Source organism: Nocardioides psychrotolerans (assembly GCF_943371775.1).
Taxonomy (GTDB): domain Bacteria; phylum Actinomycetota; class Actinomycetes; order Propionibacteriales; family Nocardioidaceae; genus Nocardioides; species Nocardioides psychrotolerans_A.
Genome location: NZ_CALRWD010000026.1, coordinates 1 through 13,450, shown reverse-complemented (window position 1 = coordinate 13,450; position 13,450 = coordinate 1). Strand labels below are relative to the sequence as shown.

General features: G+C 71.2%; 12 protein-coding genes. 10 read left to right on the top strand and 2 right to left on the bottom strand.

Annotation, left to right across the window (positions count from 1 at the left end; translation table 11 throughout):
- On the top strand, positions 1-1,350 hold the full coding sequence (locus AAG827_RS09615) for an AI-2E family transporter (RefSeq protein WP_341925714.1): 1,350 nt from the start codon (positions 1-3) through the stop codon (positions 1,348-1,350).
- Positions 1,343-2,560: a threonine ammonia-lyase gene (gene ilvA / locus AAG827_RS09610; protein ID WP_341925713.1), complete on the top strand. Its 1,218-nt coding sequence runs from the start codon at positions 1,343-1,345 to the stop codon at positions 2,558-2,560. Before AAG827_RS09615 ends, ilvA begins: the two co-directional genes overlap by 8 nt.
- A 1-nt stretch (position 2,561) precedes the next feature.
- Here the strand turns inward: ilvA and greA are convergent, their stop codons facing one another.
- Together greA and AAG827_RS09600 are read right to left on the bottom strand one after the other, a co-directional pair.
- A complete protein-coding gene (gene greA / locus AAG827_RS09605; protein WP_341925712.1) occupies positions 2,562-3,068 on the bottom strand; it encodes a transcription elongation factor GreA in 507 nt (168 codons plus the stop codon).
- A 189-nt stretch (positions 3,069-3,257) separates the two neighbouring features.
- Positions 3,258-3,698: a DUF4307 domain-containing protein gene (locus AAG827_RS09600; RefSeq protein WP_341925711.1), complete on the bottom strand. Its 441-nt coding sequence runs from the start codon at positions 3,696-3,698 to the stop codon at positions 3,258-3,260.
- 29 nt (positions 3,699-3,727) lie between these two features.
- Between AAG827_RS09600 and mca the strand changes: the two genes are divergently transcribed.
- From mca to AAG827_RS09560, 8 genes are all read left to right on the top strand, one after another.
- The gene (gene mca / locus AAG827_RS09595; protein WP_341925710.1) at positions 3,728-4,624 is read left to right on the top strand and encodes a mycothiol conjugate amidase Mca; all 897 of its coding nucleotides are present in this window, start codon (positions 3,728-3,730) and stop codon (positions 4,622-4,624) included.
- 12 nt (positions 4,625-4,636) lie between these two features.
- Positions 4,637-4,858, top strand: coding sequence for a hypothetical protein (locus AAG827_RS09590; protein ID WP_341925709.1), 222 nt, complete (start codon positions 4,637-4,639; stop codon positions 4,856-4,858).
- A 17-nt stretch (positions 4,859-4,875) separates the two neighbouring features.
- Positions 4,876-5,751 (top strand): endonuclease/exonuclease/phosphatase family protein, encoded by an 876-nt coding sequence (locus AAG827_RS09585; protein WP_341925708.1) that lies wholly within the window; start codon positions 4,876-4,878, stop codon positions 5,749-5,751.
- A gap of 66 nt (positions 5,752-5,817) precedes the next feature.
- Entirely contained in the window at positions 5,818-6,900 is a 1,083-nt protein-coding gene (locus AAG827_RS09580) for an endonuclease/exonuclease/phosphatase family protein (protein WP_341925706.1), read from the top strand.
- Between the two features lie 128 nt (positions 6,901-7,028).
- A complete protein-coding gene (locus tag AAG827_RS09575) occupies positions 7,029-8,417 on the top strand; it encodes a serine/threonine-protein kinase (protein WP_341925705.1) in 1,389 nt (462 codons plus the stop codon).
- A gap of 51 nt (positions 8,418-8,468) precedes the next feature.
- Entirely contained in the window at positions 8,469-10,043 is a 1,575-nt protein-coding gene (locus AAG827_RS09570) for a peptide chain release factor 3 (RefSeq protein WP_341925704.1), read from the top strand.
- Positions 10,044-10,118: 75 nt separating this feature from the next.
- A complete protein-coding gene (locus AAG827_RS09565; RefSeq protein WP_341925703.1) occupies positions 10,119-11,804 on the top strand; it encodes a ribonuclease J in 1,686 nt (561 codons plus the stop codon).
- A 237-nt stretch (positions 11,805-12,041) separates the two neighbouring features.
- Complete coding sequence (locus AAG827_RS09560; RefSeq protein ID WP_341925701.1) at positions 12,042-13,424, top strand: ABC transporter substrate-binding protein; 1,383 nt, start codon at positions 12,042-12,044, stop codon at positions 13,422-13,424.
- Positions 13,425-13,450 lie beyond the last annotated feature (26 nt).

Genomic DNA, 13,450 nt, shown 5'->3' with positions numbered 1-13,450 from the left:
GTGAGCAACGACGACCCGACGCCGGCAGCGCCCGAGGAGTCCGACGACTCACGACGGCGGCTGCTGCCGCGTCGCCCGCGCGGCGGGGACACCGTGGACGAGGCCCAGTCCACCGAGGAGCGCATCACCCAGCGTCTGGCCCAGCAGTGGGCGGCGATGCGCGAGGAGCGGCGGCCGCAGCCCGCCCCGATCGTCGCCGGCCCCTCCAACTTCAGCCGGGCACAGGTGCCGTGGGGTCTCGACCTCGCCGCGGCCTGGGGGTGGCGCTTCCTGGTGATCATCGCAGCCGGCTTCGTGCTGGTGAAGGCGGTCGCGTTCTTCTCGGTCATCGTCCTGCCCGCCGCCATCGCCCTGCTGATCGCCGCGCTGGTGAGCCCCGTTGTCGGCTGGATGAGCCGGCGCCACGTGCCGCGCGGCCTGGCCGCGATCGTCGTGGTCCTCGGCGGCATCGGCTTCGTCGGGGCGTTGCTCACCTTCGCCGGCCAGCAGGTCGCCAACGGCGCCAACGACCTCGCCGACTCCACGGTGGAGGGCCTGGGGCAGATCAAGACCTGGCTCAAGGACGGCCCCCTCAACGCCAGCGACTCCCAGATCAACGACTGGATCAACCAGACGCAGGACGCGATCACCAGCCGCACCGAGAACGGCGAGCTCCTCAGCCAGGTCACCGAGGTCGGCACGACGATCGGCCACGTGGTCGCCGGGTTCTTCATCGTGCTCTTCTCCAGCTATTTCTTCCTCGCCGACGGCGACCGCATCTGGGCCTGGTTCGTCCGCCTCTCGCCGCGGGCCGCCCGCCAGCACGTGGACAGCTCCGGGCGGGTCGCGTGGATCTCGCTCACCCAATTCGTCCGGGCCACGGTGCTGGTCGCGATGGTCGACGCGGTCGGGATCATGATCGGCGCTGCGATCCTCCAGGTGCCCTTCGTGCTCGCCATCGGCGTGCTGGTCTTCCTCGGCGCCTTCATCCCGATGGTCGGCGCGACCGTCGCCGGGGTCGTGGCCGTGCTGGTCGCCCTGGTCGACCAGGGCCCCATCACGGCCCTGCTGATGCTCGGCGTCGTGGTCCTCGTCCAGCAGGTCGAGGGTCACGTGCTCCAGCCCTTCCTCATGGGCCGCTGGGTCTCGGTCCACCCGCTCGGCGTCATCTTCGCGATCGGCGCCGGCGTGCTCGTGGCCGGCATCGCCGGAGCGCTCGTCGCCGTGCCCCTCGCGGCCGCGGCCAACGCCGTCGTCCAGCACCTGGCTGCCAACACCTCGCCGGGGGACGACCCGGTCGAGGAGCTCCAGGAGGACTACGAGGAGACCGGGGCGAGAGCCTCGGTCGAGCCGGAGGACTCCGATGACTGACGCCACCGTCGGCGTCACGTTGGCCGACATCGAGGCCGCCCGCTCGGTGCTGCAGGACGTGACGATCCGGACCCCGATCGAGGAGTCGCGCTGGCTCTCCGCGCTGGCCGGCGGCCCGGTGCTGCTCAAGTGCGAGAACCTCCAACGCACCGGGTCCTTCAAGGCCCGCGGCGCCTACCTCCGCATCTCCCGCCTGACGCCCGAGGAGCGCTCCCGCGGGGTCGTCGCCGCCTCGGCCGGCAACCACGCGCAGGGCGTCGCCCTGGCCGCGAGCCTGCTCGGGATCAGGTCGACCGTCTTCATGCCCGAGGGTGCGCCGATCCCCAAGGAGAAGGCGACGCGGGCCTACGGCGCCGACGTGGTCTTCGAGGGGCGCTTCCTCGAGGACTCCCTCAGGGCGGCGCGTGCGTTCGAGGCCGAGAGCGGGGCGGTGCTGATCCACCCCTTCGACCACGTCGACATCGTCGCGGGCCAGGGCACCTGCGGGATCGAGGTCGTCGAGCAGGTCCCCGACCTGCGGACCGTGCTCGTGCCGACCGGCGGGGGAGGGCTGCTCGCCGGCATGGCGATCGCGATCAAGTCGCTGCGCCCGGACGTCCGCGTCGTCGGCGTGCAGGCGGCAGGCGCAGCGGCCTACCCCGCGTCGCTCGCCCAGGGCCACCCCGTGGCGCTGACCACGATGAAGACCATGGCCGACGGCATCGCGGTCGGCCTGCCCGGCGAGGTCACGTTCGCTGCCGTGCGCGACTACGTCGACGACATCATCACGGTCTCGGAGGAGTCGATGTCACGGGCGCTGCTCGCGCTCGTCGAGCGGGCCAAGATGATCGTCGAGCCGGCCGGCGCTGCGGCAGTCGCGGCGATGCTCGACCACCCGACCGCCTTCGAGACCCCGGCCGTGGCGGTGCTCTCGGGCGGCAACATCGACCCGTTGCTGCTCGGCAAGGTGATCCGCCACGGCATGGCAGCCGCCGGCCGCTACCTCAATCTGCGAGTCAACATCCCCGACACCCCGGGCGGCCTCGCCCGGCTGCTGGGCGAGGTCGGCGATGCCGGCGCCAACGTGCTCGAGGTGATGCACGAGCGGATCTCGCCGGCGCTGCACCTCGACGAGGTGGAGGTGCACCTCCAGCTCGAGACCCGCGGCGAGCCGCACGCCGAGCGGGTGCTGACCCGGCTGCGGGCGTGCGGCTACCGCGTCTTCGAGTAGCTCAGGCGCCGGTGTAGGGCGTCGCGTCGACGATGACGACCTCGAGCATCTTGCCGTTGGGCGCCTCGTAGGAGACGGTCTCGCCCTTCTTGTGGCCGTTGATGGCCGAGCCGAGCGGGGACTGCGGCGAGTAGGCGGTCAGGCCCTCGGGCTCGATCTCGCGGGCGCCGAGGAGGAACGTCTCGGTCTCGTCGTCGGCGTCGCCGACGAAGCGGTAGGTCACGACCATGCCGGGCTCGACGATGCCGTCGTCGGGGGGCGTCTCGCCGACCTCGGCGCGGCGGAGCATGTCCTCGAGCTGGCGGATGCGGCCCTCGAGCTTGCCCTGCTCCTCGCGAGCGGCGTGGTAGCCGCCGTTCTCCTTGAGGTCGCCCTCGTCGCGCGCCGCACTGATCCGGGCGATGACCTCTTCGCGCACAGGACCCTTGAGGTTGGCCAGCTCGGCCGTGAGCTTGTCGAAGGCGTCCTGGGTGAGCCAGATGGTGCCTTGGGCGGACTGCTGCGTCATGGGGGTACTCCTGTGCTGCGTGATGTACGACGGTCGGACCCGCCGGGTGTTTCAGGAGGCGATGCCCGGTCCGGCGGCCACGACGTGGCGCTGCGCGGACGATCTCGGGCCCTCTCCTGGACGGCCCGGTGGGACGGTCAGAACAACAAGTCTAACAACGGCCCGCCCAGATCGCAGGTTCGAGCGTGATCAGCGGGGTCGGGACTGGCCCTCGGCGGTGCACCCGATGGACTCGACCGAGGTGGCCAGGCGCTCCGTGCGCACCGTCTGCTCGACCCGGTTGCCGGCCGCCGGGTCGGGGACGAAGGAGAGCTCGCCGACCACGGTGTGGTCCTCGGCGAAGGCGCGCAGCAGGCAGGTGGCCTCGACCGAGTCGTCGGCGAGCTCGATCTGCAGGACCGCCGTCGCGGTGTGGTCGTCGACCACGTCGAAGGAGATCAGCTCCGAGTCCACCGCCGGGGTGGCGTGCAGCCAGGAGGTCCAGGCCAGCCAGGACAGGAACAGGACGGAGACGGCGACCGACGCGATCAGCACGCCTCGTCGACGCCACGGCGACGGGGCGCCGTAGCGGTCGGCCGGCACGGTCGCGGCGGCACCCGGATCGGCGGAAGGGGGAGTCTGCGGGCTCACCCCTCCAGCGTGACACCTACCATGTCACCATGCCGCAGCACCCTCCTGCCGGCGCCCGATCGGGCCTCCGGCTGATGCACGTGCACGCCCACCCCGACGACGAGTCGAGCAAGGGCGCCGCCTCCACCGCCAAGTACGTCGCCGAGGGCGTGGACGTCCACGTCGTCACCTGCACCGGTGGCGAGCGCGGGTCGATCCTCAACCCCAAGATGGACCGCCCCGACATCCTCGAGAACATCACCGAGATCCGCCGCCAGGAGATGGAGCGCGCCCGCGACATCCTGGGCGTGCGCCAGGACTGGCTCGGCTTCGTCGACTCGGGCTGGCCCGAGGGCGACCCCAAGCCCCCGCTGCCCGAGGGCTGCTTCGGGCTCGTCCCGCTCGAGGAGGCCACCGAGCCCCTGGTCCGGTTGATCCGTTCCTTCAGGCCCCACGTGGTCACGACGTACGACGAGCGCGGGGGCTACCCCCACCCCGACCACATCAAGTGCCACGAGGTCTCCGTCGCGGCGTTCGAGGCGGCGGGCGACCCTGACCGCTTCCCCGACGCCGGTGAGCCCTGGCAGCCCCTCAAGCTCTACTACCACCACTCGTTCAACCGCGAGCGCATGCAGAGGCTGCACGACGCGATGATCGCCCACGGCCTGGAGTCGCCCTGGGAGGAGCGGCTCAAGGAGTGGAAGCCCGAGCCCGAGTGGGACGCACGTGTCACCACGAAGGTCCCGTGCGGCGACTACTTCGGCGTGCGCGACCAGGCGCTGCTGGCCCACGCCACCCAGATCGACCCCGACGGGTTCTGGTTCGCCCTGCCGCGCGAGATCCAGGAGAAGGTCTGGCCGACGGAGGACTTCGAGCTCGTGGTGAGCCACGTCCTCTCCCAGGTCCCCGAGGACGACCTGTTCGCGGGCATCCTCGACCCGGCCTGAGACACTGGAGCCATGGACGCCGTGATGCCGCTGATCTTCCCTCTCGTGGAGCAGGGCCCCGAGCCCGAGGACGTGGTCGCCGGCTGGACCGCCTTCGGACTCTTCGGCCTGCTCATCCTCGCCGTGGTCATCCTCGGCTTCAGCCTCACCAAGCACCTCAAGAAGGCGGCGAGCAACGAGCAGGAAGGTCTCTTCGGCACCACGCCGGAGAAGTCCGAGCCCACCAACACCTGATCCCCTAACGTCGACGGGTGCGCCTTTCGACGACCCGAGCCCCTCGCCGTACGGCGTGCGGTGCGGTCGTCGGCCTGCTCGCGCTGGTCCTGGGCTCGCTGGTCCCGGCGAGCCCGAGCGCAGGGCAGCAGGCGGCACCGGCGGCCGCTCGCTACTCCTCGATCAAGGTTGCGACGTTCAACGTGCTCGGCAGCCAGCACACCCGCGGCCCCGGCGGTCGCGGCCCGGGCAAGGCGCGGGCCAGGATCACCAGCGACCTGGTCATCGCCAAGCGCCTCGACCTGGTGGCGTTCCAGGAGGTGCAGGCCGACCAGCTGCTCGTGCTCAAGCGTCGGCTGGAGGACCACCGCATCTGGCCGGCCTACCAGCTCGGCCGGGGCACCCTGCGGCTGCAGATCGCCTGGCGCGAGCAGGCCTTCGACCTCCTCGACCGCGGCACCCTGGTGACGAAGTTCGTCGGGCAGAACCGCCCGGTGCCGTGGGTGCTCCTGCGCCACCGCGCCTCGGGGCGACCCCTCTACGTCGTGGACGTCCACAACTCGCCCCGAGGTCGCGAGCTCGAGCGCGACCGGGCGCTCGGGCGGCAGATCGAGCTCGTCCAGCGCTTCCGCGCCACCGGCCGCACGGTCCTCGTGCTCGGTGACCTCAACGAGCGCGAGGAGGCCTTCTGCAAGGTCGTCGGACGCACGGACCTGGTCGCCGCCAACGGGGGCTGGGTCTCCCGACGTCGCTGCCGACCGCCGGAGCGCGGGGTGCGCGTCGACTGGATCTTCGGCCGGGGACTCCTGGAGTTCTCCGACTACGTCGCCGACGACGGTCGGCTGGTGCGCAAGGTCAGCGACCACCGGATGATCCGCGCGACCGTGACGCTGCGTCACCGGCCCCGACGCTGATGCATGCTCCACGGGGGATCCGACCTCGATGAGACAGGGCGGCCCGCTCGCCGTTATCCTTCCGTGATGCCTCGTCGACCCGCCGCCACCCGAGCCTGTCTGCTTGCGGCGACCCTGATCACCGGCGCAGCCGTCGGCGTAGGCGTGCTGAAGGCTCCCGGCCCTGTCGACCTGATGGTCGTCGAGGCCGCCTCGCAGTCGGTCGTGAGCAGCGCCGACGTCCGTGCCCGCCCGGCTTCGGTGTCCCGTGGTGGCGAGCGCGCGGGCGGCCTCGCTCCGGCCGCCCAGACCTCGGGTCGCGCGACCGGCAAGGCCCGTCAGGACCGCCCGGAGGCCGGCTCGCTCGTGCGGATCCCGCCGTTCAAGGTGGTCCGGACGACCAAGCCGATCGAGAAGCTCCCCCCGGGCCCCGTGCCCGGTGACCCGTTCTCCTTCCGGATCGGCACCCTCAACATCCTCGGCAGCCAGCACCGCGGTGGCGGCACCAGCCGCGCCTCTGCGCTCGCCGGCGCCATCCAGGGCCGCGGCGTGGACATCGTCGGCCTGCAGGAGGTCCAGGACGACCAGCTCGCGGTCCTGCAGAACCAGCTCTCCGGCTACACGATCTGGCCCGGGCAGGGCCTCGGCAACCAGGGCGTCCGGCTCCAGATCGCGTGGCGCGACTCGCTGTTCTCGCTCGTCGACACCGGCTCGATCACCACGACCTTCGACCACCAGCAGCGCCCGATCCCGTGGGTCCTGCTGGAGGACCGCGCGACGCAGGGGCAGTTCTACGTCATCGACGTGCACAACTCCCCGCGCGACCAGGAGGGCGACCGCGACGCCGCCACCGGCGAGGAGATCGCGCTCATCAACGAGCTGCGCAGCACCGGCAAGCCCGTCTTCATCGTCGGCGACATGAACGAGCACACCGAGTTCTTCTGCCGGGTCGCCGCCTCGACCGGGATGGTCGGCTCCAACGGCGCCTACTACTCCGGCGGCTGCAACACCGGTGCCGGTCCGATCAAGATCGACTGGATCCTCGGCTCGGGTGGCGAGGTCGACTTCTCCGGCCACGTCGTCGACTACGGCGACCCGATCCGCTACGCGACCGACCACGCCTTCGTCCACGCCGACGTGCAGGTCACCCCGCTGATCCCCCAAGGCTGATCGACCAGGGCTGATCCGCCAGGGCCGCCGCGCCGCCGCGCCCCTCCTCCTGCTCGGCTGTCTGGACCTGGGTTTGCCGCGCCCGCCCTGCGGGCACCGGTGGTCGACGGGCCGCTGGGGGCTCGTCAGTGACGATCACCGAGGCCCTCCTGATGACGACGCGCGACGACGACCTCCACGTCGATCCCGACCGCACGCACGCGGTCCCGGACATGGCCGTCCTGCTGGACGACACCACCGGTGCGCTGCCCGACTCCTCGCCCGACCAGGGCTGGCTGGACGAGCGCTACGTACTCGACGCCGTGGTCGGCCGCGGGGGAGTCGGGGACGTGCACCGGGCGACCGACACGCTCCTGCACCGCCCGGTCGCGGTGAAGGTGCTCCGCGAGCGCACGGCCACGGAGGTCGATCGGGCGCGCTTCCGCTCGGAGGCGCGCACGCTCGCCGCCCTGATGCACCCCGGCCTCGTGACGGTGCTCGACGTCGGCGACACCGAGGGCCGGCCCTACCTGGTGATGGAGCTGGTCGAGGGCAGCACGCTGTCCGGGGTCCTGGCCGACGGGCCGCTCCCCGTCGCGGAGTCGGCGCGCGTCCTGGCCCGGGTGGCCGAAGCCCTGGCCTACGCGCACGACCGCGGCGTGGTCCACCGCGACGTCAAGCCCGGCAACGTGCTGCTCGGGGACGACGGGCGGGTCAAGCTGGCCGACTTCGGCATCGCGCGACTCGTCGGCGACAACGTGCGGCACACGCTGCCCGGCACGTTGATCGGCACGGTCGCCTACCTCGCCCCGGAGCAGGTCACCGGCGACGAGCTCACCCAGGCTGTCGACGTCTACGCGCTCGGTCTGGTCCTCCTCGAGTCCGTGACCGGGGTCAAGGCCTACACCGGGTCGGTGGTCGAGGCTGCGATGGCGCGACTGTCCCGACCGCCCCACGTGCCCTCCGAGCTCCCGGGGCGCCTGCGCGACCTGGTGCGCGCCATGACCGCGACCGACCCGCGGCTGCGTCCGAGCGCGGGTCAGGTCGCCGACGAGCTGGCCCACGTCGCTCGTGAGGAGCGCGGCGCCGGTGTGCTGGTGCCCTCGACCGGGCTGGCCGGGCGACGCTGGACCTCTCGCCCCGTCCTCGCGGCCGCCGCCGTGCTCGTCGCCCTCGCTCTCGCGACCGGGAGCGGCCTGCTCGGGGGAGGAGCACCCAGCGCTGCCGATCGGCCCTCGTCCGCCGCCTCCGTGGCGACGACCGGCGCGTCGTCGCCCACCGCACCCCCTCGTCGTACGACGAACGGTGGCGGCACCCAGGCGGCTCCGGCGCAGGAGGTGGCCGCGGCCGCGACCCGCTCTGCTCCGCGTCAGCACGACCGGCAGGGCGCGAAGGCCGCGGCCAAGGGGCCGGCCAAGGCGAAGCACCGGGCGAAGGAGCACGGCGCGCGCAAGGCCGAACGGCACGGCAACGGCAAGGGCAAGGGCGCGTCAAAAGGCGGGTCCAAGGGCGGGTCCCAGGGCAAGGGCCGCCGCTGACGGAGGCGTCGTTTCGGTGACCGCACCCGGGACTCGATAGGTTGGGGGGCGATGACCACCGCTTCCGACCCCCGCCCCCGCCGTACCTTCGCGGTCATCAGCCACCCCGACGCCGGCAAGTCGACGCTGACCGAGGCGCTCGCCCTGCACGCGCACGTCATCTCCGAGGCCGGTGCGGTGCACGGCAAGGCCGGGCGTCGCGGGACGGTCTCGGACTGGATGGAGATGGAGCGGGCGCGCGGGATCTCGATCACCTCGGCTGCGCTGCAGTTCGACTACCGCGACCACGTGGTCAACCTGGTCGACACCCCCGGGCACTCCGACTTCTCCGAGGACACCTACCGGGTGCTCTCCGCCGTCGACTCGGCCGTGATGCTGGTCGACGCCGCCAAGGGCCTCGAGCCGCAGACGCTCAAGCTCTTCCAGGTCTGCGCCCACCGCGGGATCCCGGTCATCACCGTGATCAACAAGTGGGACCGTCCCGGCCTCGACGCCCTCGAGCTGATGGACGAGATCGAGAAGGAGATCGGCCTCAAGCCGACGCCCCTGACCTGGCCGGTCGGGCAGTCCGGCGACTTCCACGGCGTGCTCGACCGCCGCAGCGGCCAGTTCATCCACTTCACCCGCACGGCGGGGGGCGCGACGCGCGCGCCGGAGAAGGTCGTCTCGCCCGACGAGGCCGAGGCCGTGGCCGGTGACGCCTGGGCCGCCGCGATCGAGGGCCACGAGCTCCTCGAGATGGACGGCGGCGACCACGACCAGGAGCAGTTCCTGGCCGGCAGGACGACCCCGGTCCTCTTCGCCTCCGCCCTGCAGAACTTCGGCGTCGCCCAGCTCCTCGAGATCCTGCTGGAGCTGGCGCCCGCCCCGTCGGCCACGCCGGCCGTGGACGGGTCGCTGCGGGCGGTCGACGACGAGTTCAGCGCGTTCGTCTTCAAGGTGCAGTCGGGCATGGACGCCGCCCACCGCGACCGGCTCGCCTATGCGCGGGTCTGCTCGGGCGTCTTCCAGCGCGGCATGGTCGTCCAGCACGGCGAGACCGGCAAGCCCTTCGCGACCAAGTACGCCCAGGCGGTCTTCGGTCGCGAGCGCACCGTCGTCGAGACCGCGCTGCCCGGCGACATCGTGGGCCTGGTCAACGCCTCGGCCCTGCGGGTGGGCGACACGATCTACGAGGGCCGTGCCGTGCAGTACCCCCCGATCGCCAGCTTCGCCCCCGAGCACTTCATGTCGGCGCGCGCCGCCGACACCGGCCGCTACAAGCAGTTCCGCCGCGGCATCGAGCAGATGGACCAGGAGGGCGTGGTGCAGGTCCTGCGCTCCGACCTGCGCGGCGACCAGTCGCCGGTGCTCGCGGCCGTCGGACCCATGCAGTTCGAGGTCGTGACCGCGCGCATGGAGAGCGAGTTCAAGGCCGCGATCAAGCTCGACCGGCTCGACTTCCAGCTCGCCATGCTGACCGACCTCGAGGGCTCCCAGGTCCTCAACGGGGTGCGCGGCGTCGAGGTCATGCGTCGCTCGGACGGCGCGTGGCTGGCCCTCTTCCCCGACAAGTGGCGAGCGCACACCGCGGCCCGCGACAATCCCGACATCTTCCTCGAGGCCCTGCCCGCCAGCGGCGGCTGACCCCTCGTCCCAGACTCTGCCGCGACCGCGGCCCAGACACATCCGCACCACGTCAGAACCAGATCGGAGCTCGCCATGAGCCATCCCCACCCTGAGCTGCACAAGCCCCCCGCACTCCCGAAGGGCGGTCTGCGCGTCGTCGCGCTCGGCGGCCTCGGCGAGATCGGTCGCAACATGACCGTCTTCGAGCACGAGGGCAAGCTGCTCGTCGTCGACTGCGGGGTGCTCTTCCCCGAGGAGCACCAGCCCGGCGTCGACGTGATCCTGCCCGACTTCAGCTGGATCCGGGACCGCCTCGACTCCATCGTCGGCATCGTGCTCACGCACGGCCACGAGGACCACATCGGCGGCGTCCCCTACCTCCTGCGCGAGCGCAAGGACATCCCGCTCATCGGCTCCAAGCTCACGCTGGCGCTGATCACGGAGAAGCTCAAGGAGCACCAGATCCGGCCGGTCCGCGACGAGGTCGCCGAGGGTGACCGCTCGTCGTACGGGCCCTTCGACCTGGAGTTCCTCGCGGTCAACCACTCCATCCCCGACGGCCTCGCGGTCGCGATCCGCACCTCGGCCGGCCTCGTGCTGGCCACGGGCGACTTCAAGATGGACCAGTTCCCCCTCGACAAGCGCATCACGGACCTGCGCGGCTTCGCGCGGCTCGGCGAGGAGGGGGTCGACCTGTTCATGACCGACTCCACCAACGCCGAGGTGCCGGGCTTCACGACCTCCGAGCGCGACCTGTCCCCGGCCATCGAGCAGGTCTTCCGCACCGCTCCGCGTCGGGTGATCGTCTCGAGCTTCGCCAGCCACGTGCACCGCATCCAGCAGGTGCTCGACACCGCGCACGCCCACGGCCGCAAGGTGTCCTTCGTCGGGCGCTCGATGGTCCGCAACATGGGCGTCGCCAAGGACCTGGGCTACCTCAAGGTGCCCGACAACCTCATCGTGCCGCTCGACCAGCTCGAACGGATGCCTCCCCACAAGGCCACGCTGATCTGCACCGGCTCGCAGGGCGAGCCGCTGGCCGCGCTGTCGCGCATGGCCAGCCGCGACCACAAGATCCGCGTGGGGGAGGGCGACACGATCCTGATGGCCAGCTCGGTCATCCCCGGCAACGAGAACGCCATCTCCAACGTCATCAACGGCCTGACCCGCTGGGGCGCCAACGTCGTGCACAAGGGCAACGCCAAGGTGCACGTCTCGGGCCACGCCAGCGCCGGTGAGCTCGTCTACTGCTACAACATCGTCAAGCCGCGCAACGTGATGCCGATCCACGGCGAGTACCGCCACCTGCGCGCCAACGCCGACCTCGCCATCAGCACCGGCATGGACCCCAAGACCGTCGTGCTCGCCGAGGACGGCGTCGTCGTCGACCTCGTGGACGGCAAGGTCTCGATCACCGGCAAGGTCGCCGCCGGCAACATCTACGTCGACGCGCAGACCGTCGGCGGGGTCACCGAGGCGACGCTGAAGGACCGGCGCACGCTGGCCGAGGAGGGCGTCGTCACGGTGCTCGCCATCGTCGACGCCGACACCGGCGAGCTGGCCGACCCGCCGGACTTCCTGGTCCGTGGCTTCGTGCACGAGAAGGGCGCCTTCGACCCCGCGACGGCGGTCATCGAGCGCACCCTGGCGCGGGCCGCGTCCGAGGGCATCGGCGACGCCCGCCAGCTCGAGCAGATGCTGGCGCGCGACGTGGGCCGGTGGGCGCACAAGACGTTCCGTCGCAGCCCGCTGATCATCCCGATCGTCATCGACGCCTGACCGGGTCAGCCAGCCCCTCCAGCAGTGCCGAGTCGGCGCAATGTTGCACGCAGGTCTGCAACATTGCGCCGACTCGGCGATTTCCGGCTGTCAAACCTCGATGTGACGTGCGTTACAGAATCGTGACTCGTATCTCTTGACCGGGGCTGTGTGTAAGCGCTTGCATACACAGCGTCGCAACGATCGACCCCAGAGGTGTCCGACGGTCGTCGACGAAGACCCAGAGAGGGAACACTCATGGCATCACGCAACAAGCGCCGCGCCGCGGCCGCGTCCGCCCTGCTCCTGGCCGGCTTCGCGCTGGCCGGCTGTGCCGACGACAGCACCGACGGAGAGACCCAGACCGCCGGAGGCACGTCGCCCGGCGAGGGCAAGGCCGGCTGCGAGCAGCTGACCGAGTTCGGCGACCTCAGCGGTCGCGAGGTCAACGTCTACACCTCGATCATCGCCCCCGAGGACCAGGCCCACAAGGACTCCTACAAGCTCTTCGAGGAGTGCACCGGGGCGACCGTCAACTACGAGGGCTCCAAGGAGTTCGAGGCGCAGCTCGTCGTGCGCGTGCGCAGCGGCAACGCCCCCGACATCGCCTACATCCCGCAGCCCGGCCTGCTCAAGACCCTGGTCGAGCAGACCGACAAGGTCGTTCCCGCGCCCGAGACCGTGTCGGCCAACGTCGACGAGTTCTTCGGTGAGGACTGGAAGTCCTACGGCACCGTCGCCGACACCTTCTACGCCGCCCCGCTGGGCGCCAACGTGAAGTCCTTCGTGTGGTACTCGCCGGCCATGTTCGAGGAGAACGGCTGGACCGTCCCCGAGACCTGGGACGACATGATGGCGCTGTCCGAGGACGCTGCCGGCAAGGGCATCAAGCCCTGGTGCGCCGGCATCGAGTCGGGCGAGGCCACCGGCTGGGTCACCACCGACTGGCTCGAGGACGCCGTCCTGCGTGACGCCGGCCCCGACGTCTACGACCAGTGGGTCAACCACGAGATCCCCTTCGACGACCCGGCCATCGCCGAGGCCCTCGACCGCGTGGGCTCGGTCCTCAAGGACGAGGACATGGTCAACGGCGGCATCGGCGACGTGAAGTCGATCGCGACCACGCCGTTCCAGGAGGGTGGCCTGCCCATCCTCGACGGTGACTGCGCCATGCACCGCCAGGCGAGCTTCTACGCCGCCAACTGGCCCGAGGGCACCACCGTGGCCGAGGACGGCGACGTGTTCGCCTTCTACCTGCCCACCACCAACGAGGACTTCGGCAAGCCCGTCCTCGGCGGTGGCGAGTTCGTCGCCGCGTTCTCCGACGCTCCCGAGGTCCAGGCCTTCCAGACCTACCTCTCCAGCGACGTGTGGGCCAACGAGAAGGCCATCGCCACCACCGCCGGTGGCTGGGTCAGCTCCAACACGGGTCTTGACATCAACAACCTGGTCAGCCCGATCGACCAGCTGTCGGCGTCGACCCTGCAGGACCCCGACGCGGTCTTCCGCTTCGACGGTTCCGACCAGATGCCCGGTGCCGTCGGCGCCGGCTCCTTCTGGAGCGAGATGACGTCCTGGATCACGGGTGCCAGCACTGCTGACGCCCTGGCCAACGTCGAGTCGTCCTGGCCCACCTCCTAGAGGTCGGCAGCAGAGCGGTGGGGGGG

Coding starts and splice junctions, on each gene's coding strand:
- ilvA (WP_341925713.1), top strand. CDS start 1,343: ATGACTGACGCCACCGTCGGCGTCACGTTGGCCGACATCGAGGCCGCC.
- greA (WP_341925712.1), bottom strand. CDS start 3,068: ATGACGCAGCAGTCCGCCCAAGGCACCATCTGGCTCACCCAGGACGCC.
- mca (WP_341925710.1), top strand. CDS start 3,728: ATGCCGCAGCACCCTCCTGCCGGCGCCCGATCGGGCCTCCGGCTGATG.
- AAG827_RS09590 (WP_341925709.1), top strand. CDS start 4,637: ATGGACGCCGTGATGCCGCTGATCTTCCCTCTCGTGGAGCAGGGCCCC.
- AAG827_RS09580 (WP_341925706.1), top strand. CDS start 5,818: ATGCCTCGTCGACCCGCCGCCACCCGAGCCTGTCTGCTTGCGGCGACC.
- AAG827_RS09570 (WP_341925704.1), top strand. CDS start 8,469: ATGACCACCGCTTCCGACCCCCGCCCCCGCCGTACCTTCGCGGTCATC.
- AAG827_RS09565 (WP_341925703.1), top strand. CDS start 10,119: ATGAGCCATCCCCACCCTGAGCTGCACAAGCCCCCCGCACTCCCGAAG.
- AAG827_RS09560 (WP_341925701.1), top strand. CDS start 12,042: ATGGCATCACGCAACAAGCGCCGCGCCGCGGCCGCGTCCGCCCTGCTC.